The sequence below is a fragment of the Kitasatospora sp. NPDC056273 genome, from assembly GCF_042268845.1.
Taxonomy (GTDB): domain Bacteria; phylum Actinomycetota; class Actinomycetes; order Streptomycetales; family Streptomycetaceae; genus Kitasatospora.
In genome coordinates this window covers 27,557-52,021 of sequence record NZ_JBHJSJ010000008.1, presented here as the reverse complement: position 1 = coordinate 52,021, position 24,465 = coordinate 27,557, and the positions used below count along the sequence as shown (strand labels likewise).

General features: G+C 74.8%; 17 protein-coding genes. 14 read left to right on the top strand and 3 right to left on the bottom strand.

All coding sequences use genetic code 11. From position 1 onward, the window contains the following. Positions 1-45 precede the first annotated feature (45 nt). The 4 genes from ACFCY1_RS09895 to ACFCY1_RS09880 all read left to right on the top strand — a co-directional run bounded on the left by ACFCY1_RS09895 (position 46) and on the right by ACFCY1_RS09880 (position 8,577). The gene (locus ACFCY1_RS09895) at positions 46-399 is read left to right on the top strand and encodes an MGMT family protein (protein ID WP_049657293.1); all 354 of its coding nucleotides are present in this window, start codon (positions 46-48) and stop codon (positions 397-399) included. Between the two features lie 92 nt (positions 400-491). Then, positions 492-3,908: an ATP-dependent helicase gene (locus ACFCY1_RS09890; protein ID WP_375874128.1), complete on the top strand. Its 3,417-nt coding sequence runs from the start codon at positions 492-494 to the stop codon at positions 3,906-3,908. 32 nt (positions 3,909-3,940) lie between these two features. After that, positions 3,941-7,174, top strand: coding sequence for a UvrD-helicase domain-containing protein (locus ACFCY1_RS09885; RefSeq protein WP_375874127.1), 3,234 nt, complete (start codon positions 3,941-3,943; stop codon positions 7,172-7,174). Positions 7,175-7,365: 191 nt separating this feature from the next. Further along, positions 7,366-8,577, top strand: a complete 1,212-nt coding sequence (locus tag ACFCY1_RS09880; RefSeq protein WP_375874126.1) for a PP2C family protein-serine/threonine phosphatase — start codon at positions 7,366-7,368, stop codon at positions 8,575-8,577. Between the two features lie 13 nt (positions 8,578-8,590). On the opposite strand, the gene ACFCY1_RS09875 is transcribed toward ACFCY1_RS09880, so the two are convergent. Beyond that, complete coding sequence (locus ACFCY1_RS09875) at positions 8,591-9,562, bottom strand: endonuclease/exonuclease/phosphatase family protein (RefSeq protein WP_375874125.1); 972 nt, start codon at positions 9,560-9,562, stop codon at positions 8,591-8,593. 79 nt (positions 9,563-9,641) lie between these two features. Here ACFCY1_RS09875 and ACFCY1_RS09870 point away from each other — a divergent pair, with 79 nt between their 5' ends. From ACFCY1_RS09870 to ACFCY1_RS09845, 6 genes are all read left to right on the top strand, one after another. Then, positions 9,642-10,268, top strand: coding sequence for a PadR family transcriptional regulator (locus ACFCY1_RS09870; protein WP_049656855.1), 627 nt, complete (start codon positions 9,642-9,644; stop codon positions 10,266-10,268). Between the two features lie 189 nt (positions 10,269-10,457). Further along, the gene (locus tag ACFCY1_RS09865; protein ID WP_375874192.1) at positions 10,458-11,195 is read left to right on the top strand and encodes an ABC transporter ATP-binding protein; all 738 of its coding nucleotides are present in this window, start codon (positions 10,458-10,460) and stop codon (positions 11,193-11,195) included. Beyond that, positions 11,192-14,059, top strand: a complete 2,868-nt coding sequence (locus tag ACFCY1_RS09860; protein ID WP_375874124.1) for an FtsX-like permease family protein — start codon at positions 11,192-11,194, stop codon at positions 14,057-14,059. Before ACFCY1_RS09865 ends, ACFCY1_RS09860 begins: the two co-directional genes overlap by 4 nt. 134 nt (positions 14,060-14,193) lie before the next feature. Beyond that, complete coding sequence (locus ACFCY1_RS09855) at positions 14,194-15,597, top strand: dipeptidase (RefSeq protein ID WP_375874123.1); 1,404 nt, start codon at positions 14,194-14,196, stop codon at positions 15,595-15,597. Positions 15,598-15,667: 70 nt separating this feature from the next. After that, positions 15,668-16,609, top strand: a complete 942-nt coding sequence (gene nudC / locus ACFCY1_RS09850; protein WP_049656848.1) for an NAD(+) diphosphatase — start codon at positions 15,668-15,670, stop codon at positions 16,607-16,609. A 210-nt stretch (positions 16,610-16,819) separates the two neighbouring features. Continuing rightward, complete coding sequence (locus ACFCY1_RS09845) at positions 16,820-17,659, top strand: GntR family transcriptional regulator (RefSeq protein ID WP_074001394.1); 840 nt, start codon at positions 16,820-16,822, stop codon at positions 17,657-17,659. Between the two features lie 103 nt (positions 17,660-17,762). Here the strand turns inward: ACFCY1_RS09845 and ACFCY1_RS09840 are convergent, their stop codons facing one another. Further along, on the bottom strand, positions 17,763-18,020 hold the full coding sequence (locus tag ACFCY1_RS09840) for a mycoredoxin (protein WP_049660517.1): 258 nt from the start codon (positions 18,018-18,020) through the stop codon (positions 17,763-17,765). 263 nt (positions 18,021-18,283) lie between these two features. On the opposite strand from ACFCY1_RS09840, the gene ACFCY1_RS09835 reads away from it, so the two are divergent. From ACFCY1_RS09835 to ACFCY1_RS09820, 4 genes are all read left to right on the top strand, one after another. Then, complete coding sequence (locus tag ACFCY1_RS09835) at positions 18,284-20,452, top strand: ATP-dependent DNA helicase UvrD2 (protein ID WP_259316914.1); 2,169 nt, start codon at positions 18,284-18,286, stop codon at positions 20,450-20,452. A gap of 271 nt (positions 20,453-20,723) precedes the next feature. Beyond that, on the top strand, positions 20,724-21,167 hold the full coding sequence (locus ACFCY1_RS09830) for a hypothetical protein (protein ID WP_375874122.1): 444 nt from the start codon (positions 20,724-20,726) through the stop codon (positions 21,165-21,167). 170 nt (positions 21,168-21,337) lie between these two features. After that, entirely contained in the window at positions 21,338-21,706 is a 369-nt protein-coding gene (locus tag ACFCY1_RS09825; protein ID WP_369808359.1) for a WhiB family transcriptional regulator, read from the top strand. Then, entirely contained in the window at positions 21,703-22,101 is a 399-nt protein-coding gene (locus ACFCY1_RS09820; protein ID WP_063780373.1) for a hypothetical protein, read from the top strand. The genes ACFCY1_RS09825 and ACFCY1_RS09820 overlap by 4 nt, the downstream gene beginning before the upstream one ends. 183 nt (positions 22,102-22,284) lie before the next feature. Here ACFCY1_RS09820 and ACFCY1_RS09815 read toward each other — a convergent pair whose 3' ends face one another. Next, on the bottom strand, positions 22,285-23,721 hold the full coding sequence (locus ACFCY1_RS09815; RefSeq protein ID WP_375874121.1) for an ABC1 kinase family protein: 1,437 nt from the start codon (positions 23,719-23,721) through the stop codon (positions 22,285-22,287). Positions 23,722-24,465 lie beyond the last annotated feature (744 nt).

The window sequence follows — 24,465 nt, the reverse complement described above, 5'->3', positions numbered from 1 at the left end:
GCGGATCGTACGGACGGGGCCGCGGGCGCGCCCCCGTAGGGAAGAATGCCGCAGGTGACGGACGCAACACACGACGGCCCTCCGGACGCCCTGCCGCCGTTCGCCGAACTGGTGCTCGACCTGACCGAGCGGATTCCACCCGGCCGGGTGATGACCTACGGCGACGTCGCCGAGTACCTCGGCCAGGGCGGCCCCCGACAGGTCGGCCGGGTGATGGCCCTGTACGGCGGCCCGGTGCCCTGGTGGCGGGTCGTCCGCGCGGACGGCCGGCTGCTGCCCGGGCACGAGCACCGCGCCCTCGACCACTACGGCGAGGAGGGCACCCCGCTGCGCGAACTCGCCGACCCGCCCCGGGTCGACCTCAAGCGGGCCCGCTGGGACGGTCGGCCGATTCCCTAGGGGGGCTTGACCGACGGCCGCCGCACGGACCGGACTGACAGCGCGGGACCGTAGGCTCGATACGGGCGGGTCCGACGCGGGCCCGCCCCGCCATGCCCCCTGTTCGACCCCAGGACCCGTTCGTGACCTCCCCGTACCGGCTCGTGCGCAGCCCGCTCGTCCAGCCCGACCCACCCGTGCTGGACGCCTACCAGCGCGCCGTGGTCGAGCACCCCGGCGGGCCGCTGCTGGTGCTGGCCGGGCCGGGCACCGGCAAGACCACCACCCTGGTCGAGGCGGTCGCCCGGCGGATCGAGGACGGCACCGACCCCGAGCGGATCCTCGTCCTCACCTTCAGCCGCAAGGCCGCGACGGAACTGCGCGACCGGATGTCCGGACGGCTCGGCGGCACCGCCGCCGCCCCCCAGGCCACCACCTTCCACTCCTACTGCTACGCCCTGCTGCGCGCCCACCAGGACCCGGAGGACTACGCCGAGCCGCTGCGGCTGCTCTCCGGCCCCGAACAGGACGTCATGGTCCGCGAACTGCTGGCCGGCGGCGCCGAGGACGCCAAGCTCGGCCTCGGCCGGATCGCCTGGCCGCTGGACCTGCGGGCCTGCCTGACCACCCGCGGCTTCGCCGACGAGGTCCGCGCCGTCCTCGCCCGCAGCCGCGAACTCGGCCTCGGCGAGGCCGAACTCGAGCGCTTCGCCCAGGGCGTCCAGCGCCCCGACTGGGCCGCCGCCGCGCACTTCCTCGCCGACTACCTCGACGTGCTCGACCTGCGCGGCGTCCTCGACTACGCCGAACTCGTCCACCGCGCCGTGCTGCTCGCCGAGCGCCCCGACGTCGCCGAGCAGCTGCGGCGGCGCTACGACGTCGTCTTCGTCGACGAGTACCAGGACACCGACCCCTCCCAGGTCCGGCTGCTGCGCCGGCTCGCCGGCGGCGGACGCGACCTCGTCGCGGTCGGCGACCCGGACCAGTCGATCTACGCCTTCCGCGGCGCCGACATCAACGGCATCCTCGACTTCCCCCAGACCTTCCGACAGGCCGACGGCAGCCCCGCCGAGGTCAAGGTGCTGCGGGTCTCCCGCCGCTCCGGCGCCCTGCTGCTCGCCGCCTCCCGGGAAGTCGCCCGCCGGATGCCGATGGGCCGGCTGCCCGCCGACAAGCTCGCCCAGCACCGCGCCCTGCTGCCCTCCCGCGAAGGCGGCAGGGTCGAGGTCTACACCTACCCGACCCCCGGCGCCGAACTCGACTCGATCGCCGACCTGCTGCGCCGCGCCCACCTGGAGGACGGCGTGCCCTGGGGCGAGATGGCCGTGCTCGTCCGGGCCGGCGCCCGCTCCATCCCCGGCGTACGGCGGGCCCTCGGCGCGGCCGGCGTCCCGCTGGAGATCGACGGCGACGACCTGCCGCTGCGCGAGGAGCCGGCCGTCGCCCAGCTGCTGCTCGCCCTGCGGGTCTGCGCCGAACAGGCCGCCCGCGACAAGCAGGGCGACCCGGACGCCCCCGACCCGCTCACCACCGACCTGGCGCACGCCCTGCTCACCGGCCCGCTCGGCGGCCTCGACGGCTCCGACCTGCGCCGCCTCGGCCGCGCCCTGCGCGAGGAGGAACGCGCCGCGCTGCGCGCCGAGGCCAGGGCCCGCCTCCGGACCCCCGAGGGCGGGGCGGACGACGGGAGCGTGACGACGGACCCCGGCCCCGGCCACGCCGCCGCCCCCCGCCCGGCCGGCGAACTGATCCGCGAGGCCCTCGCCGAACCCGAGCGCCTTGTCGCCCTCGACCCCGCGCACGCCCGCCGCGCCCGCGACCTCGGCACCCTGCTGCGCAAGGTCCGCGAACTGCTGGCCGGCGGCTGCACCGCCGAGGAGGCGCTCTGGGAGCTGTGGGACGGCAGCCGCCGCTGGCGCGAGCGACTGGAACGGGCCGCCCTGCGCGGCGGCGCGGCCGGCCGCAACGCCGACCGCGACCTGGACGCGCTCTGCGCCCTGTTCGAGACCGCCGCCCGCGCCGAGGAACAGGTCACCGGCCACCGCAGCGCCCTCGACCTGCTCGCCGAACTCGAAGCCCAGGACATCGCCGCCGACACCCTCACCGTCCGGACCGTGCGCCCCGAGGCGGTGCGGCTGATGACCGCCCACCGCTCCAAGGGCCTGGAGTGGCGCCTGGTCGTGGTGGCCGGCGTCCAGGACGGCCTCTGGCCCGACCTGCGCCGCCGCGGCTCCCTGCTGGAGGCCGACCGGATCGGCCGCGACGGCCTCGCCGAACCGCTCTCCCCGGGCGCGCTGCTCGGCGAGGAGCGCCGGCTCTTCTACGTCGCCGCGACCCGCGCCAAGGAACGGCTGATCGTCACCGCCGTCAAGGCCCCCGCCGACGACGGCGACGAACCGTCCCGCTTCCTGCGCGAGCTCTACCGCGAGGACGTCGACCCCAGGACCGGCAGGGTCGTCCGCCGCACCCCGCCGGTCACCGTCGAGGACGTCACCCACCGGCCGCGCCGCCCGCTGTCCGTCGCCGCGCTGGTCGCCGAACTGCGCGCCGTCACCGTCGACCCCGCCCGCTCGCCCGAACTGCGCCGCGCCGCCGCCGAACGCCTCGCCACCCTCGCCGCCGCCACCGACGAGGAGGGGCAGCCGCTGGTCCCCGCCGCCCGCCCCGAACGCTGGTGGGGCCTGGACGACCCGACCGCCGCCGCCGAGCCGCTGCGCAGCGCCGACGCGCCCGTCCGGCTGTCCGGCAGCGGACTGGAACAGCTGGAGAGCTGCTCCCTGCAGTGGTTCCTGGACAAGGAGGTCAAGGCGCGCGGCGCCGGCTCGGCCGCCCAGGGCTTCGGCAACGTGGTGCACGCCCTCGCCGACGAGGTCGGCTCCGGCCGCACCCCCGCCGACCTCGCCGTGCTCATGGAGCGGCTGGACACCGTCTGGGACGCGCTGGCCTTCGACGCGCCCTGGAAGTCCCAGCAGGAGAAGACCGAGGCCCGCGCCGCCCTGGAGCGCTTCCTCAACTGGCACGTCCTGGAGCGCGGCCGGGACCTCGTCGCCACCGAGCACGGCTTCGACGTCACCCTCGACGTCGGCGGCGTCTCGGTGCGCATCCGCGGCTCGATGGACCGGGTGGAGAAGGACTCCGCCGGGCGCGCCTACGTGGTCGACTTCAAGACCGGCAAGCAGATACCCACCGACAGGTCGCTGCCCGAGCACAAGCAGCTCGCCGTCTACCAGCTCGCCGTCCGGGCCGGCGCCCTCAATGAGCTGCCCGGCTTCCCCGGGCACCCGCCGGACACCGGCGGCGCCGAACTCGTCCACCTGCGCGAGCCCGCCGCCAAGGCCGCCCAGGACACCCCCAAGGTGCAGCACCAGGAGCCGCCGCAGGGCGAGCCCTGGATCGAGAACCTGCTCGCCGAGGCGGCCGGGAAGGTCCTCGCCGAGCGCTTCGTCCCGCAGACCGGCGGCGGCTGCGACCGCTGCACCTTCCGCCGCAGCTGCTCCGCCCAGCGCGACGGGGCGCAGCTCGTGGAGTGAATCCTGTCCGACGCTCCGGTTACGGTTGCGGGGTGACCGCCGTGCTCAGCCATCCCGACCAGCTCAAGGAGCTGCTCGGCATCCCGTTCAACCGGGAGCAGATGGCGGCCGTCGCAGCCCCCCTGGAGCCGGCCGTGATCGTCGCCGGCGCGGGCTCCGGCAAGACCACGGTGATGGCCGCCCGGGTGGTCTGGCTGGTCGGCTCCGGCGCCGTCCGGCCCGAGGAGGTGCTCGGCCTCACCTTCACCAACAAGGCCGCCGGCGAGCTCTCCGAGCGGGTGCGCGCCTCCCTCCTGCGGGCCGGGGTCGTCGACCGGGACGGCGCCGAGCCGCTCGGCGACCCGGAGATCTCCACCTACCACGCCTTCGCCGGCCGCCTGCTCAAGGAGCACGGCCTGCGGATCGGCATCGAGCCGGACGTCCGGCTGCTCGCCGACGCCACCCGCTTCCAGCTCGCCGCCAAGGTGCTGCGCACCGCCCGCGGCCCGTTCCCCGCCCTCACCGGCACCTTCGCCAACCTGGTCGCCGACCTGACCGCACTGGACGGCGAGCTCGCCGAGCACCTGGTCGAGCCGCAGACCCTGCGCGAGTTCGACGAGCGGCTGCTGGACACCCTCGCCACCGTCAAGCTCACCAACGACGACCTGCGGGCCGTCCCGGCCACCGCCCGGGCCCGGCTGGAGCTGCTGCGCCTCGTCGAGGACTACCGGCGCCGCAAGCGCTCCGCCGGGCTGATGGACTTCGGCGACCAGATCGCCGCCGCCGCCCGCCTCGCCCAGCAGCGCCCGGAGGTCGGCGAGCTGCTGCGCGGCCAGTTCAAGGTGGTGCTGCTGGACGAGTACCAGGACACCTCGGTCGCCCAGCGGCTGATGCTCGCCGGCCTGTTCGGCGCCCCCTCCGACGGCGCCGGCACCGGCAGCGGCCACCCGGTGACCGCCGTCGGCGACCCCTGCCAGGCGATCTACGGCTGGCGCGGCGCCTCGGTGGCCAACCTCGACGAGTTCCCCCGGCACTTCCCGAAGGCCGACGGCCGCCCCGCCGACCGCTACGCGCTCAGCGAGAACCGCCGCAGCGGCGGCCGCCTGCTCGACTTCGCCAACGAACTCGCCGCCCCGCTGCGGGAGATGCACGAGGGCGTGGAGGCGCTGCGCCCGGCCCCCGGCGCCGAGCGGGACGGCTACGTGCGCGCGGCGCTGCTGCCCACCCACGCCGAGGAGGTCGACTGGCTGGCCGACTCGATCGCCCACCTGGTGCGCACCGGCACCGCGCCCGGCCGGATCGCCGTGCTGTGCCGCGGCGGCGCGGCCTTCCCGGACATCCACGCCGCGCTGGTCGCCCGGGAGGTGCCGGTCGAGGTGGTCGGCCTCGGCGGGCTGCTGCAGCTGCCCGAGGTGGCCGACCTGGTGGCGGTCTGCGAGGTGCTGCAGGACCCGACCGCCAACGCCGCGCTGGTGCGCCTGCTGATCGGCCCGCGCTGGCGGATCGGCCCGCGCGACCTCGCCCTGCTCGGCCGCCGGGCCGCCGACCTGGTGCGCACCGACCACCCCGAGGGCGTCGAGGCGCTGGCCGCGGCCGTCGCCGAGGCCGACCCGACCGAGGTGGTCTCGCTGGCCGACGCGGTGGAGACCTTCCTCGACGCCTCGGCCGGCGACGAGGGGAAGCCCGACGACCTGCCGTTCTCCGCCGAGGCGCGGGTGCGCTTCGCCCGGCTCGCCGCCGAGCTGCGCGACCTGCGCCGCTCGCTCGCCGACCCGCTGATGGACGTGCTGCACCGGGTGCTGTCCGTCACCGGCCTGGAGGTCGAACTCGCCGCCTCCCCACAGGCCCTGGCCGCCCGGCGGCGGGAGACCCTGCACGCCTTCCTGGACGTCGCCGCCTCCTTCGCCGACCTCGACGGCGACCCGGGCCTCGCCGCCTTCCTCGGCTTCCTGCGCGCCGCCCAGGAGTACGAGCGCGGCCTGGACAGCAGCCTGCCCGGCGGCGAGGACACCGTGAAGGTGCTCACCGCGCACAAGTCCAAGGGCCTGGAGTGGGACGTGGTCGCCGTCCCCGGCCTGGTACGGGGCGCGTTCCCGTCATCCAGCCCGCGCGAACGCTGGACGAGCACCAAGCGCGTGCTCCCGCACGCCCTGCGCGGCGACGCCGAAACGCTGCCCGACGTGCGCGGCGGGTGGAACGGGAAGTCGATGACGGCGTTCAAGAAGGAGCTGGCCGACCACTCCGCCGTCGAGGAACTGCGCCTGGGCTACGTGGCGTTCACCCGCCCCCGGTCGCTGCTGCTGGCCTCCGGGCACTGGTGGGGGCCGAGCCAGAAGACCGTCCGCGGCCCGTCCGACTTCCTGGAGCGGCTGCGCGAGCACTGCGAGCGGCCCGGCGCCGGTGAGGTCGAGCACTGGGCCGAGCAGCCGGAGAAGGGCGCCGAGAACCCGGCGTTGGCCTCCCCGGTCGAGCGCCCCTGGCCGCTGCCGCTGGACCCGGCCGCCCAGCACGCCCGCCGCCGGGTCGCCGAGGTGGTGCGCGCGCGGGTGGCGGGCGCGGCGGCCCCCGAAGCCGAGGAGCTGACCTCCGAGGACCAGCGCCAGGTCGCCTCCTGGGACCGCGATCTGACCGCGCTGCTGGGCGAGTTGGAGCGCTCCCGGCGCACCGCGCGGGACGTGCCGCTGCCCGCCTCGCTGTCCGCCACCCAGCTGCTGCGCCTCGCCGCCGACCCGGACGGCTTCGCGCACGAGCTGGCCCGTCCGATGCCGCGCCCCCCGCAGCCGGCGGCCCGGCGCGGCACCCGCTTCCACGCCTGGGTGCAGTCCCGGATCGAGCCGCTGCTGCTGGTCGAGCCCGGCGCGCTGCCCGGCGCCGACGACGACGGCATCGAGGACGAGCAGGACCTGGAGCGGCTCAAGGAGGCGTTCCTGCGCACCCCGTACGCGCAGCGCAAGCCCCACCGGGTGGAGGCGCCGTTCCAGCTGGTGCTGGCGGGACGGGTGGTGCGGGGACGGATCGACGCGGTCTACCGGGAAGATGACGCGTTGTCGGAATCCGGTGGTGCGTCACGCTACGAAGTGGTGGACTGGAAGACCCACCGGGAGGAGACCGCCGACCCGTTGCAGCTCGCGGTCTACCGGCTGGCCTGGGCCGAGCACGCGGGCGTCGATCCCGAGCAGGTCACGGCTTCCTTCCTGTACGTCCGCAGCGGACGGATCGTCCGTCCCGCAGGACTTCCCGACCGAAAAGAGTTGGAACGGCTCCTGATCGGGAACAGTGACTATTGAGTCACACAGAGCATCCAAGTCATCACGCCAGTGCCCGAAACCTGTGCGTCATGCACGTTTCGCGCCTATTGTGGGGTCGGTAACCGGTCAACCCCCGTGCTCCGGCCGCCAGCGAGGCCCGTATTCCCTGACCCTCAGTCATCACCGCAGGTGCCCTCGGGCATCGGCGTCTTCTGCTGGAGAGACCGAAGTTGAGCGCGACCGGATGGATCAGAGAGCGGTTCACCGGGCCGACACCGGGGCCCGCTCCGCGCGCGACCGGCACCTGGCCGAGGACGGCGCTGGCGCTGCCGTTCATCGGCATGGTGCTGATCGTCGCCCTCGACTACCTCAGCGGCACCGAGGTGACGGTCGAACCGGCCCTCACCGCCGTACCCGCGCTGGCCGCCGTGGTCAGCCGCCGAACCTGGTACCCGCTCGCCATCGGTCTGGGCACCGAGGCGGCGGCCTTCCTGATGGCCTTCCGCAGCGACACGCTCGGCGAATCCGTGCACGCCGCCAGCGTCTTCGCGATCCTGCTCGTCGCCGCGATCGGCTGGGTCAGCGCCACCCTGAGACTGCGCCAGGAACAGGCGTTGGCCGACGCCCAGCTGGTCGCCTCGATCGCCCGCCGGGTGCTGCTGCGGCCCGTCCCCGAACGGGTCGGCACCGTCCGGGCGGCCGTCCACTACGAGGCCGCCGCCGCGCACGCCCGGATCGGCGGCGACCTCTACGAGGTGGTCAACACCCGGCACGGGGTGCGGGCCGTGGTCGGGGACGTCCGCGGCAAGGGCCTCGGCGCGGTGGAGACGGCCGCCGCCGTGCTCGGCGCCTTCCGCGAGGCCGCCCACCAGGAGGCCGCCCTGGACCGGGTGGCCGGCTGGCTGGCCGTCAGCCTCGACCGCGCCCTGCACGAGAACGACCACCCGGGCGTGGAGGAGGAGTTCGTCACCCTGGTGCTGATCGGCGTCCGCCCCGACGGCGCCGCGGAGATCGTCAACTGCGGCCACCCGGCCCCGCTGCTGCTGCGCGGCGGCGAGGTCAGCCCGCTCGAACTCGCCGAGACCGTACCGCCGCTGGGCGTCCTCGACCCGGCCGACGTCCGCCCGCCGGTGCACCGGCTGCTGCTCCAGGGCGAGGACCGGGTCCTGCTGTTCACCGACGGGGTGATCGAGGCCCGCGACCGGGCCGGCGTCTTCTACCCGCTCGCCGAACGCCTCCCGCGCTGCGCCGCCGGCCGCCCGGCCGACGTCCTGCAGCGCCTGCACGAGGACGTGGTGCGCCACGTCGGGCGCCAGCTCGGCGACGACGCGGCCATGCTGCTGCTCCAGTTCGACCCGCCGCCCGCGCTCGGGCCCGGAGTGCCCCAGGGCGCGGCCACCGTCCACCTCCCGCAGCAGGCCGGGGTCCTGGCGCGCCACTGAGGACCCAGAGGCCCTACAGGGACACCTCGACCAGCAGCGGGCGGTGGTCCGACACCACCGCGCGCGGCGCCGCCGCCGGGCCGACCGCCGTCCGCGGCACACCGATCGCCAGCACGTGGTCGAACTGCACCGCGGGCCGGTGCGAGGGGTAGGTCGGCGTGCGCGCCAGGTCGTACCAGCCCTGCAGGCGCGGCCGCGGCTCGCGCACCCGGCGCCGGCGCGGCTCGGCCAGCGCGGGCCGGGCCCGCCGGGCCGCCCGCAGCTCGCGCACCCGCGCCCGCGGCGCGGTGCGCTCCAGCGCCGTCGCCCCGCCGAGCACCGTCCGCGGCACGGCGCCGACCAGGTTGAAGTCGCCCAGCACCAGGTACGGCCGGGGCAGGTCGGCGATCCAGCGCCGGATGCCGGCCAGCTGCGCCATGTTCCAGCCGGGGACGAAGGACAGGTGCGCCGCCACCACGGTGAACGGCCCGTGCTCGCCCTCCAGGACGGCCGCCAGCGCCGCCCGCGGCTCGTCCGGCACCGGGGTCAGCCCGCGCCGCCCGGCCACCCGCAGCGGCAGCCCGAACGGGGCCGGGGCGAACCGGCGGGCCCGCCAGTGCCGCACCGGAAGCCTCGTCAGCAGCGCCGTCCCGTACGAGGGCGCGGCGCCGTCGCCGACCTCGTCCGGCCCGTACACCCGCAGGCCGACCGGACCGGACGGCTCCGGCACCCAGCCCGCCACCGGCGCCGGGCGGCCGTGCAGCGCGGCGGCGAAGCGCCAGTCCTTGGCGCCCATCGCCGCGGCGGCCACCGCCGCCTGGTCGGTGAGGCCGGAGCGCGCCTGGTGGCGGTCCACCTCCTGGAGCGCCAGCACGTCGGCGTCCAGCGCGGCCACCGCCTCGGCCAACGGCCCGCCGGGGTCGGACGGGTAGGGCCGCGGCGCGCCGTCCGGGGCGAGCGGCTGTCCGTGCAACAGATTGAAGGTGGCGATGCGCAACTGGCTCACACCGCACGACGGTACCCGGTCCCCGGGGGAGGGGGGCCCGGCTTGAGGCGGTAGGGCATACCGGGTATACATACTCGGTATGTCCATCCGTCACGGTCTGCTCGCCCTGCTCGACCAGGGCCCGCGCTACGGCTACCAGCTGCGCACCGAGTTCGAGGCGCGCACCGGCGCCACCTGGCCGCTCAACGTCGGGCAGGTCTACACCACGCTGTCGCGACTGGAGCGCGACGGGCTGGTCGAGCCGGCGGGGGAGGACGGCGAGGGCCACCAGTTCTACGCCGCCACCGACGCCGGCCGGGAGGAGCTGCGGTCCTGGTTCGACACCCCGGTGCCCCGGACCAACCCCCCGCGCGACGAACTGGCGATCAAGCTCGCCATGGCGGTCACCGTCCCCGGAGTGGACGTCTCCGCCGTCGTCCAGGGCCAGCGCCGGCACAGCATCAAGGCGCTCCAGGACTACACCCGGCTCAAGGGCCGCGCCCTCGCCGGCGAGAAGCGCCCCGGCGTGGTGCCCTCCGCCAGCAACGACCTCGCCTGGCTGCTCGTCCTCGACCAGCTGATCTTCCAGACCGAAGCGGAGATCCGTTGGCTCGACCACTGCGAGACCCGGCTCGCCCAGCAGGCCGAGCTCCTGCAGGCCCGCACCGCCGAGGCCGCCCGCGACGACGGCGCGCCCGCGAAACGCGGCCGCCGCCTGCGGGCCTGAGCCCACCGCCCGAGCGCATCGCTTGAGCCCACCGCCCGAGTCCACCGCTCGAGCCCACCGCTCGAGCCCACCGCCTGAGTCCGCGCGTGTGAGTCCGCGCGCCACCCGAACCACCAGGCTCGGCCCGACTCCGAGCCCACACCCAGCACAAGGGGGGAATTCGTGTCCCACACCCAAGAGGCCCGGCAGATGCCGGTGCTCCACCTGGAGAACGTCACCCGGGTCCACGGCCACGGCGCCGCCGAGGTCCAGGCCCTGCGCGGCGTCGACCTCAAGGTCCACCCCGGCGAGTTCGTCGCCGTCATGGGCCCCTCCGGGTCCGGCAAGTCGACCCTGCTCACCCTGGCCGGCGGCCTGGACACCCCGAGCGGCGGCCAGGTCCTGGTCGAGGGCGTCGCCCTCGGCGGCCTCAACCGCAAGAAGCTCGCCCAGGTCCGCCGCCGCTCCGTCGGCTACGTCTTCCAGGACTACAACCTGATCCCGGCGCTCACCGCCGCCGAGAACATCTCGCTGCCGCGCGAACTCGACGGGCTGTCCACCCGCGCCGCCCGCCGCGAGGCCCTCGTCGCCCTGGAGGAGCTCGGCATCCCCGAGCTCGCCGACCGGTTCCCCGACGACATGTCCGGCGGCCAGCAGCAGCGCGTCGCCATCGCCCGCGCCCTGATCGGCGACCGCCGCCTCGTCCTCGCCGACGAGCCCACCGGCGCCCTCGACTCCACCACCGGCGAAGCCGTGCTCGCCGTCCTGCGCGCCCGCTGCGACGCCGGCGCCGCCGCCATGATGGTCACCCACGAGGCCCGGCACGCCGCCTGGGCCGACCGGGTCGTCTTCCTGCGCGACGGCCGGATGGTCGACGAGTCCGTCAGCCAGGACGCCGCCAGCCTGCTCGTCACCGCCGCCGGCAACAGCCTGAAGGTGGACGAGTGAAGCTCAGCGCCTGGCGGGTCGCCCTGCGCATAGCCCGCCGCGACGCCCTGCGCGCCAAGGGCCGCAGCGCCCTCGTCATCGCGATGGTCGCCCTGCCCGTCCTCGGCGTCACCGGCGCCGACGTCGTCTTCCGCAGCGCCGAGCTCACGCCCACCGAACAGGTGGCGCGGCTCATCGGCCAGGCCGCCGGCGAGCTGAGCGTGGTCCAAGCCGGCTCCACCGTCAAGCAGGCGCCGGACCCCGACAAGGGCTTCACCGTCAAGGACCCCAAGGACGACGCCAAGGAGGGCGAAGCCCCCGCGTACACCCCCGTCCAGCGGCGCTCCCTGGACACCGCCCCCGCCGAGCTGGCCCGCCAGCTGCTCCCGGCCGGCGCCGTCCTGGTGCCGGAGCTCTCGGGCCCGTACACCGCCGCGAGCAGCGCCCAGGGCCTGCTCAGCACCCGGGTCGGCGAGGCCGACCTGACCGACCCGGTCTGGCGGGGCCGGGTGAACCTGGTCCAGGGCCGCGCCCCGGCCGCCGACACCGAGGCCGCCGTCACCACGGACTTCCTCAAGCGCTCCGGCCTCAAGGTCGGCGACAAGACCGCCGTCCGCGGCCTGGAGTCCACCCCCTTCACCATCAGCGGTGTCTACGAGTACCCCGGTGAGCTGCGGGCCACCGAACTGACCGCCCGCCCCGGCACCCTGCTGGAGCGGCTCGCCAAGACCACCAGGACGGACAACGCCCGCGAGGCCGGCACCGAGACCTCCCGCTGGCTCGTCAAGCTCCCGGCCGGGGCCGCGCTCGACTGGAACAAGGTCAAGGAGGTCAACGAGTACGGCTTCACCGTGACCTCCCGCGCCGTCCTGCTCGACCCGCCGGCCCGCGCCGACGTCCCCTACTACGTCGAGCAGAAGTCGCGCGGCGGCGAGGAGACCTCCTACCTCAACCGGACCGACGTCGTCATCCTCGCCACCGTCGTCGGCATGGCCCTGCTGGAGATCGTCCTCCTCGCGGGCCCCGCCTTCGCCGTCGGCGCACGGCGCTCGCGGCGGCAGCTCGGGCTGCTGGCCGCGGCCGGCGGTGAACGCGCCAACGTCCGCTCGGTCGTGCTCGGCGGCGGCATCGTCCTCGGCGTCACCGGCGCCCTGGTCGGCCTCGGCCTGGGCGTCGGCCTGGTCGCCCTGCTGCGCACCAGCGCCGAGGACTACTCCGGCAAGCGCTTCGGCCACTTCAACCTGCAGCCGCTCGACCTGCTCGGCATCCTCCTGGTCGGCCTCGTCACCGGCCTGCTGGCCGCCGTCGTGCCCGCCGTCCAGGCCTCCCGCCAGGACGTCGTCGCCGCGCTGACCGGCCGCGACACGCTCAAGCCGCCGAGCCGCAAGCTCGCCGTCCTCGGTCTGCTGATGCTCGGCGGCGGCGCCGCCCTCGCCCTGTTCGGCGCGACCAGCGGCATCGGCAACCGCAGCGTCGCCGTCCTCGGCGGCTCGGTCGTCGCGGAGCTCGGCATGGTCGTCCTGACGCCCTACCTGGTCGGGCTCTTCGGCCGGCTCGGCCGCTGGCTCTCGCTCGGCCCCCGGCTCGCCCTGCGCGACTCGGTGCGCCACCGCGGCCGCACCGCGCCCGCCGTGGCCGCCGTGATGGCCGCCGTCGCCGGCTCCGTCGCGGTCAGCGTCTACATGGCCAGCTACGAGGAGCAGAACCGGCGCGACTACGTCGCCTCCGGGCCCTCCAAGGCCGTCATGCTCGGCAGCGGCTGGATGACCGACGCCGACAGCAAGCTGCTGCCGCAGGCGCGCGAGGCCGTCGAACGCAGCATCCCCGACCTCGGCCAGCGCGCCGACGTCCAGCGCGTCGAGCCCAAGGGCAACTGCCCCGACGGCAGCTTCTGCGGCTACATCAGGGTCGAGGTGCCCAAGGCGGACCGCTGCCCCGCCCTCGACCCGACCAACGAGCTCGACCCCGCGGAGCACTACCGGATCATGGGGACGGACCCGCGCTGCAAGTCGGACAACCGCCGCAGCACCCCGTACACCGCGCTGGTCGCCGGCGACGCCACCCTGCTGCGCAACCTCTACGGCGTCACCGACCAGGGGGCCGGCCAGGCCCTCGCGGCCGGCAAGGCCGTGGTCTTCGACCCCCGGTACCTCAAGGACGGCAAGCTCGCCCTCCAGTACACCCTGCCGGTCCACCCCGATTCGAGCGGCAACTCCCGGGAGAAGCCGGTCACCACCGAGATCGCCGTGGACGCCGTCCTCGTCGACTCCTCGGTGCCGGCCCCGGGCCAGGCCGTGGTCAGCCCGGCCACCGCGGCCCGGCTCGGCTTCGCCACCGCTCCGGCCGGCTCGGTCTGGCTGCCCGCCGCGATGCCCTCCGACGGCGCCCAGCAGAAGGCCGACGGCGCGATGGCCAAGCTCACCGACCACACGATGCTCAAGATCGAACGCGGCTACGAGTCCCGGGCCGGACTGGTCCAGCTCGGCCTGAACGTCTTCGCCGCCATCGTCGCCCTCGGCGCGGCCGGCATCGCCACCGGACTGGCCGCCGCCGACTCCCAGCGCGACCTGACCACCCTCGCGGCGGTCGGCGCCGAACCCCGCATCCGGCGCTCGCTGTCCGGCTTCCAGTGCGGGGTGATCGCCGCCATGGGCGCCCTACTCGGCGCGGTCTGCGGCGTGGTGCCGGGGGTGGCGCTGCGCAAGGTCGAGGCCGCGACGGGCGGCTACCCCGGGATGAGCGCCGCCGAGCTGGCCAACAAGGCGATCGTGGTCTTCCCGTGGCCCACCATCGCCGCCACCGTGGTGCTGCTGCCGCTGCTCGCGGCCGGCCTGGCCGCCGTGATGACCCGCTCGCGGATCACCCTGCTGCGCCGCTCGGGCTGAGCCCGGCGCACCCGTCCGTCACCCCCGTCGCGCACCCCTGTCGCGGCGGGGGTGACGCATGTTACAGAGCCGGGAACGCCCGGCAGCCGGACGGCCGGGGCGGGCACCCGCACGGGCGAACTACAGTCGTCGGTATGACGAGAACCCCGGACAGCGTCGTCCGCTCCTACATCGACCAGCACCAGGCCACGTTCCTCGCCGACCTCTCCGAGTGGCTGGCCATCCCCTCCGTCTCCGCCGACCCGGCCCGGGCCGGCGAGGTGCGGCGCTCGGCCGAGTGGCTGGCCGCCAAGCTGGGGGAGACCGGCTTCCCGGTCGCCGAGGTGTGGGAGACCGACGGACTGCCGGCGGTGTTCGCCGAGTGGCCTTCCGGGGACCCGTCCGCGCCGACCGTCCTGGTCTACGGGCACCACGACGTGCAGCCCGCGGCCCGGGAGGACGGCTGGGACACCGAGCCGTTCACCCCGACCGTGGTCGACGGCCGGCTGTACGCGCGCGGCGCCGCCGACGACAAGGGCCAGGTGTTCTTCCACACCCTGGGGGTGCGCGCCCACCTGGCCGCCACCGGCCGCACCGCGCCGGCCGTCAACCTCAAGCTGCTGATCGAGGGCGAGGAGGAGTCCGGCTCGCCGAACTTCGCCGACCTGGTCCGGCGCGAGGCCGGGCGGCTGGCCGCCGACGTGGTCGTCATCTCGGACACCGGCATGTGGTCCGCGACCACGCCGACCGTCTGCACCGGCATGCGCGGCCTGGCCGACGCCCAGATCGACCTGTACGGGCCGGACACCGACATCCACTCCGGCTCCTTCGGCGGGGCCGTCCCCAACCCGGCCCAGGTCGCGGCCGAGCTGGCCGCCGCCCTGCACGACGCCGACCGCAGGGTCGCGATCCCGGGCTTCTACGACGGCGTCGTCGAGCTGACCGAGACCGAGCGCGAGCTGTTCGCCGAGCTGCCCTTCGACGAGGAGCAGTGGCTGCGGGTCGCCAAGTCGTACGGCACCCGCGGCGAGGCCGGCTACTCCACCCTGGAGCGGATCTGGGCCCGCCCGACCGCCGAGGTCAACGGCATCTGGGGCGGCTACACCGGCCCCGGCGGCAAGACCATCGTCCCCGCCTCGGCGCACCTCAAGCTGTCCTTCCGGCTGGTCGCCGGGCAGGAGGTGGAGCAGGTCCGCGAGGCGGTGCGGGACTGGGTGGCCGGGCGGGTGCCCGAGGGCGTCCGGTACGAGCTGGTCTTCCCCGGCGCGACCCGGCCCTGCCTGACCCCGCTGGACCACCCGGCGCTCCAGTCCACCGTCCGGGCGATGGGGCGGGCCTTCGAGCAGAAGATCCTCTTCACCCGCGAGGGCGGCTCCGGCCCGGCCGCCGACCTCCAGGACGCGCTGGGCGCGCCGGTGCTGTTCCTCGGCATCTCGGTGCCCTCGGACGGCTGGCACTCGGTCAACGAGAAGGTCGAGCTGGACCTGCTGGCCAAGGGCGTGGAGACGGCCGCGTACCTCTGGGGCGACCTGGCCGAGAACTTCCGGCCGGGGGCATGACGCCCACCGCGCGCACCATGGCAGCCAGATCACTCATCCGGATGATTCACCACGTGGGGATGGAACAGACGTGAGCACCGTGCCTGAGACCGAGCGCCCGTTGCCCCTGGCCCTGGCCCGGTCCGGGGTGGACCGGGCGGCCGAGCACCGCCTCGACGAGCCCTGGCTGGCGGCCGCCTGGAGCCACCCGAACACCCGGGTCCTGCCGATCGCCGGCGGCGAGGCGTTCGTGGTCGACACCGCGCAGGGCACCGAACTCGTGCTGATGCCCTCCTTCGAGGCCCCGCAGACCGGCGACCGGTACTTCCTCGGCACCGACCAGGACGGCGTCTCGTACTTCGCGCTGGCCGGCGAGAGCCTGCCCGGGCGGCTGGACGGCGACGCCCGGCCGGCCGGGCTGCGCGAGGTCGGCGGGCTGCTGTCCGACCGGGACGCCGGGCTGCTGGTGCACGCCGTGGCGCTGGAGCACTGGCACCGGCTGCACAGCTTCTGCTCGCGCTGCGGGCACCCGACCGAGAAGGCCGGCGCCGGGCACGTGCGGCGCTGCACCTCCTGCGCGGCCGAGCACTACCCGCGCACCGACCCGGCGGTGATCATGGTGATCACCGACGAGCAGGACCGCTGCCTGCTCGGCCGCCAGGCGCTGTGGCCGGAGGGCCGCTGGTCGACGCTGGCCGGCTTCGTCGAGCCGGGGGAGTCGATCGAGCAGGCGGTGGCCCGCGAGGTGCACGAGGAGGCGGGCGTCAAGGTCGGCGAGGTGCGCTACGTGGCCAGCCAGCCCTGGCCGTTCCCGTCCAGCCTGATGCTCGGCTTCCTGGGCCGGGCGCTGCCCGGCGGCACCGAGATCACCGTGGACGGCGAGGAGCTGGCCGAGGCGCGCTGGTTCTCCCGCGAGGAGCTGCGCGCCGGGATGGAGGCGGGCGAGATCCTGCCGCCGTCCGGCATCTCGATCGCCCGGCACCTGGTCGAGCTCTGGTACGGGGAGCCGCTGCCCTCGGCGGCGCGCTGGTAATCCAGGACGAAAGGGGGGCGCGTGGTCAATTCCATGCGCCCCCCTTTTTCTCTCCAACCCCTTCCCGAATTCACCACGACCAGCTGTTCGTATCCGGACGGGCCAGTTCTGCTACCGGGAGGGGTCGGCGCGGGGGCGCATTCAACCCGCTCGGACGATATTGCCGGAAACGGCTGATACCGGCTCACCGCGCTCGCTACATTCACGAGGGTGACAATCCCCCGGGGCACCGCCCAATCCCCCAAATACCAGCGCCTCGCCGCCGACCTGCGCCGCCGGATCGCCGAGGGCGAGTTCACCGCCGACGCCGCCCTGCCGGTCGAGAGCGAACTGGAGCGCCAGTACGGCGTCGCCCGCAACACCGTCCGGCTCGCCGTCGACGTCCTGGTCAACGAGGGCCGCCTGGTCCGCCTCCAGGGCAAGGGCACGTACCTGCGCGAACACCCCGTCCTGGACCACCGCGCCTACGGTCCCGGCCTGACCCCCGCGCCGCGCGACTGCCTCGCCGCGCCCTCCGACGTCTACCTCGGCGAGGCCGCCGAAGCCGGGCGGGAACTCGGCACCGACTTCGAGATGATGATCGTCCGGGCCCGGGTGGACATCGCCGAACGGCTCGGGCTGCGCCCCGGCGAGGCCATCGTGGTCCGCCGCCAGCTGCGGCTGCTCGACCGCGAGCCGTACTCCATCGAGGAGAGCCACTACCGGGCCGGCCTCGCCGCCGGCACCCCGCTGATGGAGCCCGACCCCGTCGAGGGCGGCGACGAGGCGGTGCTCGCCACCCTCGGACGCACCGAGATCGGCGCGGTGGACCACCTGGTCGCGCGGATGCCGGGCCCCGAGGAGGCCCAGTGGTTCCAGGGCGGCCCCGGCGTGCCGCTGATGGTGCAGACCCGCGTCACCTACGACCGGCGCGGGCCGGTGCGGGTCATCGAGACCCGCTACTCGGCCGACCGCAGCCGGCTCGTCTACGGCGTCGGCGACCTCGGCGCCCGCACCACCCTGCCCGCGCCCGCCGCGCCCGTCGACCCGGCCCGGGCCGACGCGCCGTGAGGCGCGCGCCGGCCCCGGCGGCCCGGGCCCGCGGGGCCCGGGTCGGGGCCGGTCGGGCCCGGGCCCGGCGGGTTCGCGCCCGGCGGGTGTGGACCCGGTGGGGTCAGGACGCCAGGGCCTTCTTGACCTGCAGCAGGCTCGGGTTGGTCATCACGACCCGCTCGCCGCCGCCCACCGGCGTCACCAGCACCGTCGGGACGGTCTGGTTCCCGTTGTTCACCGACTCGACGAAGGACGCCGACGCCGGGTCCTCCTCGATGTTGATCTCGGTGTAGCCGATGCCTTCACGGTCCAGCTGGCTCTTGAGTCGGTTGCAGTACCCACACCAGGTCGTGCTGTACATCGTCACGGTGCCGGACATCGAGGGGGCTCCTTCGAAAGAGGGGGGCGTACGGTCACCGGCAGGAACGCCCACCGGGCGGCGGACATTCCGGAGCGCCGTCGACCGTCGCGCGGAGTGATCATCCTGCGATCGCACCGGGCCTGTGGACAACCCCGTCCGCGATGTCCCCCCGGGCTGAGAGGATGGAACGCATGCAGGAAGACCTCTTGAGCGGCAGCCCCTACGACGGCCCCCACGGCTCCCCCTGGGCCGACCCCGGTGCCGACACGGGCCCGGACGCGGTGCTCGCCGGGCTCGACCCCGAGCAGCGCGCCGTCGCCACCGCCCTGCACGGTCCCGTCTGCGTCCTGGCCGGCGCCGGCACCGGCAAGACCCGCGCCATCACCCACCGGATCGCCTACGGCGTGCGCAGCGGCGTCTACCACCCCCAGCAGGTCCTCGCCGTCACCTTCACCGCCCGCGCCGCCGGCGAGATGCGCGGCCGGCTGCGCCAGCTCGGCGCCGACGGCGTCCAGGCCCGCACCTTCCACGCCGCCGCGCTGCGCCAGCTCCAGTACTTCTGGCCGCGCGCCGTCGGCGGGCCCGTCCCCCAGCTCCTGGAACGCAAGGTCCAGCTCGTCGCCGAGGCCGCCGGCCGCTGCGGCCTGCGCGTCCAGCGCACCGAACTGCGCGACCTCACCGCCGAGATCGAATGGGCCAAGGTCACCCAGATCGCCCCCGAGGACTACCCCGCGGCCGTCGCCAAGTCCGGCCGCGAGGCCCCCCGCGACCCGGCCGAGACCGCCCAGGTCTACCGCGTCTACGAGGAGGCCAAGAGCCGCCGCGGCAGCATGGACTTCGAGGACGTCCTGCTGCTCACCGCCGCCATCCTGGAGGACCGCCCGGACATCGCCGACCAGGTCCGCTCCCAGTACCGGCACTTCACCGTCGACGAGTACCAGGACGTCTCCCCGCTCCAGCAGCGCCTGCTCGACCGGTGGACCGGCCCCGACGGCGGCGCCAGCCTCTGCGTCGTCGGCGACGCCAGCCAGACCATCTACTCCTTCACCGGCGCCACCCCCGACTACCTGCTCAACTTCCGCACCCGGCACCCCGAGGCGACGGTGGTCAAGCTGGTCCGCGACTACCGCTCCACCCCCCAGGTCGTCCACCTCGCCAACGGACTGCTCGCCCAGGCGCGCGGCGAGGCCGCCCGGCACCGCCTGGAGCTCGTCTCCCAGCGCGAGGCCGGCCCCGAGCCGGTCTACACCGAGTACGAGGACGAGCCCACCGAGGCCGAGACCACCGGCCGCCGGATCAAGGACCTGCTCGCCGCCGGGGTGCGCGCCAGCGAGATCGCCGTGCTGTTCCGCACCAACGGCCAGTCCGAGGTCTACGAGCAGGCCCTCGCCGACCTCGGCGTGCCCTACCAGCTCAAGGGCGCGGAACGGTTCTTCGAGCGCCCCGAGGTCCGGGACGCCGGCGTGCTGCTGCGCGGCGCCGCCCGGGCCGCCTCCGACCCGCTCACCGACGACGCCCCCGACCTGGCCGGCCAGGTCCGCGCGGTCCTGGCCACCCGCGGCTTCACCGCCGAGCCCCCGGCCGGCTCCGGCGCCGTCCGGGACCGCTGGGAGTCGCTGGCCGCCCTGGTCCGGCTGGCCGAGGAGTTCGAGCGCACCCGCACCGCGGCCGGCCAGACCACCGACCTCGCCGCCTACGTCGCCGAGCTGGACGCCCGGGCCGCGGCCCAGCACGCCCCGGCCGTCGAGGGCGTCACGCTCGCCTCGCTGCACGCCGCCAAGGGCCTCGAATGGGACGCCGTCTTCCTCGTCGGCCTCACCGAGGGCACCCTGCCGATCATCTACGCCAAGACCGACGAGCAGGTCGAGGAGGAACGCCGCCTCCTCTACGTCGGCGTCACCCGGGCCCGCAAGCACCTCAGCCTCTCCTGGGCGCTCTCCCGCTCCCCGGGCGGCCGGGCCAGCCGCAAGCCGACCCGCTTCCTGGACGGGCTGCGCCCCGGCTCCGCCGCCCCGGGCGCGCGCACCGGCGCGCGCGGCGGGCGGGGGGGCGTCGAGCCCGGCGAGCGCTCCGCCGGGCGGCGGGCCCGCGGACCGGTCAAGTGCCGGGTCTGCGACAAGGTGCTCACCGAGGCCGTCGAGCGCAAGCTGCGCCGCTGCGAGAGCTGCCCGTCCACGATGGACGAGGGGCTGTACGAGCGGCTGCGCGAGTGGCGGGCCCGGCAGGCGAAGAAGCAGGGCGCGCCGGCCTACGTGGTGTTCACCGACGCCACGCTGATGGCGATCGCCGAGGACGTGCCCGCCGGCCGCGGTGAGCTGGCGGCCATCTCCGGGGTCGGCGCGATGAAGCTGGACAAGTACGGGGCCGCCGTGCTCTCGTTGTGTGCGGGGGAGGAGCCCGAGGAGGATCCGGACGACGTCGAGGACGGCGGTCCGGCCGATCAGGCCTGAGCAGGTCCGAGCGCGGTCCCAGGGGCCGCTCCGAGGGTTTCGGAACCCGTCGTGTGACGTGCCGAAGAACTCGCGTGAAAAATAGTTTGCGCCGCGTACCGGGAGCGCAATAGCCTGCCGGAGCGGTCAAGGGGACGCGGTCGCACGGGGTGAAACCTGTGCCGATGCCCCTCGCCCGAGAGCTTTACCGAGACAGACATCCGAACATTCGGAGCCAGGGAGACCAGGCTCCGCGAGACGCCGAGAGGAGGCGAAGACAGTGGGAAACATCATGATCACCAAAATGACTGGCCAGACCGTTGTCGCTGCCTCCCTGCGTGCCGCCCGTCTGCGGGCGCTCGCCGAGCTCGGTGGAACCGGTCTGGGTCTCGACACCACCGGTGTCTCCGCTCCCGTTGTCAGTGGTCTTGGACACACTGATCTGTGCCTCACGGGCGGCAGGAGCTTCGAAGGCACCTTTGTCGAGACCGGTCTGTCCCGTGACTGGGCGTCGTTCGGTACGTCGTGCTCCCTGCGCGACGAGCGACCGACCCAGGCACCGAAGGCAGCAGTAGCCGCCGCCATGCATGGCGGCTATGCGCAGGTCGTCGGTGCCGGAAACGCCCAGAAGCAGAACGAGCAGCAGATTAACCAGGCCATGGCCGCCTTCACGGGCGCCGAGGCCATCCGGATGCAGGCCTTCCGCGGCCCTGAACCCTGGAGAGAACGAACCTGAGCCAGCCTCAGGTCGGCACCTCCAGGGCCGCGGAACCCGTCACACCGGGATCCGCGGCCCTTCTGTTTTGTCCGGTACGCAAGACCACCCAGGCCCTCCGGGGCCTCCGGCCCAGCACCACCAGTCACCTGGGCCGGAACCACTGAGAAAAGACGAGGAAGACGCCCACAGTGTCCACGGTCATCACACCGCCCACCCCGTCCGTACCGCCGACAAGCCAGATCACCAAGGCCGACCAGGCCGACCCCCCGGAGGTTCCTTCCATGCAGCTCAGCTCGATCGAGCAGGCCGAGTCCCTCGGTCTCCCCATCCCCTGCCGCGCCTTCGACCCCGAGGTCTTCTTCGCGGAGACGCCGGCCGACGTCGAGTACGCGAAGTCGCTCTGCGGCACCTGCCCGGTGAAGGAGGCCTGCCTGGCCGGCGCCCTGGAGCGGCGCGAGCCGTGGGGCGTCTGGGGTGGCGAGCTGTTCGTCCAGGGCGTCGTGGTGGCGCGCAAGCGTCCCCGTGGCCGTCCGCGCAAGACCGAGGTCATGGCATGAACCCCGCCCACGAGGCCAGGGTCGTCCGCCGGGGAGAGCAGCCCCCGCTGGACAGCGCCCTCCGCCGATCCGTGCGGATCGCCGCCGCCAAGGCCGACGCCGCAGCCCGCATCACGTCCCCGAGCAAGCACCACGAGCAGGACCACGACATGAACCCCGCCGCCGTCGATCCCACCGCCCGCGCCGAGCAGGCCACCGAACGTCAGACCCAGAACAGGATCCTCGAGATGCAACTCCTCCACGAATCCCTGGCCCGTGCCCATATGCAAGACAGGCTGCACGAGGCCGAGAACCAACGGCTCGTCAGCCGGGTCGCCCGGGCCCGCAAGCTCAGGCAGCGGGCCGAGCGGGCCTCGATGCGCGCCCGCAAGGCGCTCGCCGTCGCGCTGATGTAGCGCTGATACAGCGCTGAAGAAGGGCCCCGCCGGCCCGGAGGGCCCGTCCTCGACAGGCCCCCGCCGGCTCCGGTCCACGGCCGGCCGCCGGTTCGCCGTCGGACCTTGAACCACCCCCGTCGTGCCGCAGGCCGCTCCCCGTCATCGGGGGAGCGGCCTGCGGCCGTTGTCGCGGTGTGGGGGTCAGTCCTTGCGGACCCGGGCGGGTTCGGCGGTCCTGGCGGGCTTCACGGGCTTCGCGGGGGTGGCGGGGTTGGCGGGGTTGGCGGGTTCCGCGCGCTCTGCCGACGGCCGCCCGGCGAAATCGGGCAGCCACTCCAGCATCTCCGCGCGGAACGGCGCCTTGGCGCCCAGCTGGCAGAGCACCCCGATGGTGCTCAGCGTCACCCGGTGGATCAGCAGGTACGCGGGCGGCAGGTTCAGCTGCTTGCCCAGGTTGTAGGCGGGCGAGCGCGGGTCGGCGATCCGGGCCGCCTGGGCCCGCATCCAGGTCCGGGTGAAGTGGAAGTTCTCCACCGCGGCCGGCTCGATGATCGGCAGCAGGTAGTCCAGCACCGCGTCCGGGTCCAGCCGGACCGAGGGCTTCACGAAGCCCTCCTCGCGCAGCATCCGGAGCACGCCCGCCGCGTCCCCGGCCAGCGCCATCCGCAGCGAGGCCCCGATCGGGGCCGGCAGCCCGCCGGGCAGGCGGTCCACCGTGCCGAAGTCCAGCACGCCCAGCCGCCAGCCCGACACCGGGCCGTCGTCCTTCAGCAGCCGGAAGTTGCCCGGGTGCGGGTCCGCGTGCAGCAGGCCGGTCCGGGACGGGCCGGCGAACAGGAACCGGGCCAGCAGCTGCCCGGCACGGTCGCGCTCCTCCTGGGTGCCGCCCGCGATCACCTCGGCCAGCGGGGTGCCGCCCATCCACTCGGTGACCAGCACCTGGTCGGCCTGGGCCACCACGCCCGGCACCACGATGTCCGGGTCGTCCGTGAACTCCTCGGCGTGGCGGCGCTGGGCCTGCGCCTCCAGCTCGTAGTCCAGCTCCTCCGAGACGCGCTCGCGCAGCTCGGTGATCAGCGGCTTGATGTCCAGCCCGGGGATCAGCGGGCCCAGCAGCCAGGCCACCCGGCTCAGCTGCGAGAGGTCCGCGAGCAGCGCGTCCCCCGCGCCCGGGTACTGCACCTTGACGGCGACCGTGCGGCCGTCGTGCCAGACCGCCTTGTGCACCTGGCCGATCGAGGCGGCGGCCGCGGGCCGGTCGTCGAACTCCCGGAACAGCCCGCGCCAGTCGTCACCGAGCCGCTGGGCGAGCGCGGTGTGCACCTTGGCGTCGGGCATCGGGGGAGCGGCGTCCTGGAGCTTGGTGAGCGCCGCCCGGTACGGCCCGGCGACCTCCTCGGGCAGCGCGGCCTCGAAGACGGACAGCACCTGCCCGAACTTCATCGCCCCGCCCTTGAGTTCGCCGAGGACCTTGAACAGCTGGTCCGCGGTGGCCTGTTGGAGCTCGGCGGTGACCACCTCGGCGGAGCGGCCGCCGATCCGCTTGCCCAGGCCGAGCGTGGCGCGACCGGCTATCCCCAGCGGCAGGGCGGCGAGCCGTGCCGTGCGGGTCACTGCCTTGCGCGGAAGATCGCTCACCCCGGGCCTCCATTCCCTGGCCCCCCGGTTCCGGACGGCCGACCATCTCTACGCCATTGTGCCCGCTCCCTGCTGCGTGCCCCTCGGAATTCCGTGGGGCGGGGCGGAGAGTGGCCTCCCTTTGCGGGGAGTTGGGCGGCTTGGTCCGGGGAGGGTGGGGGGTGGGGGCAGGTGGTTGCTGCGCAGGAAGTCGGCTCGGCCGACTTCCTGCGCAGTGTTGTGATGCTGCTCGCTTCCCTCTTCCCCGGGGCCCCTCCCCCCACCCCACCCACCACCCACCGTCCACCGTCCACCGCACCCACAACCCACCCACCCACCTCGTACCCCGAGCGGTGGCGCCCCGTCCTCTCTGCCGGTCCGCGCCCGTGCCCGTGCCGTGCCATGGCCTGTGCCTTGCCCGGGGCAGGGCACAGGCCATGGGAGGCCTCGCACCCGCCCGTGGGGCTTGTCGGCCCCGGCCGGGGGTTCGTCGGGACGGCGGGCCCACCCCGGCCATCGGCTCGTACGGCCGGGTGGGTGCCCGTGGTCCCGCGGGGAGGCCGGAGGCTGCCGAGCCGTGCAGCCGCCGGGCCTGCTCCCGTCAGACTCGTTCTTCTTCTCCTCCTCCGTTCCTCACCCCGGGGGCAGCGGGGGGCCCAGGCCCCCCCCCTCCCGGGGGCCCCCCCCCCCCCCGCGCCCGGGGAGTGCCGCCCCCCCCCCCGCCACCCCCCAAACCGCCACCCAAGGGGGGGGCCCCCCCCCCAA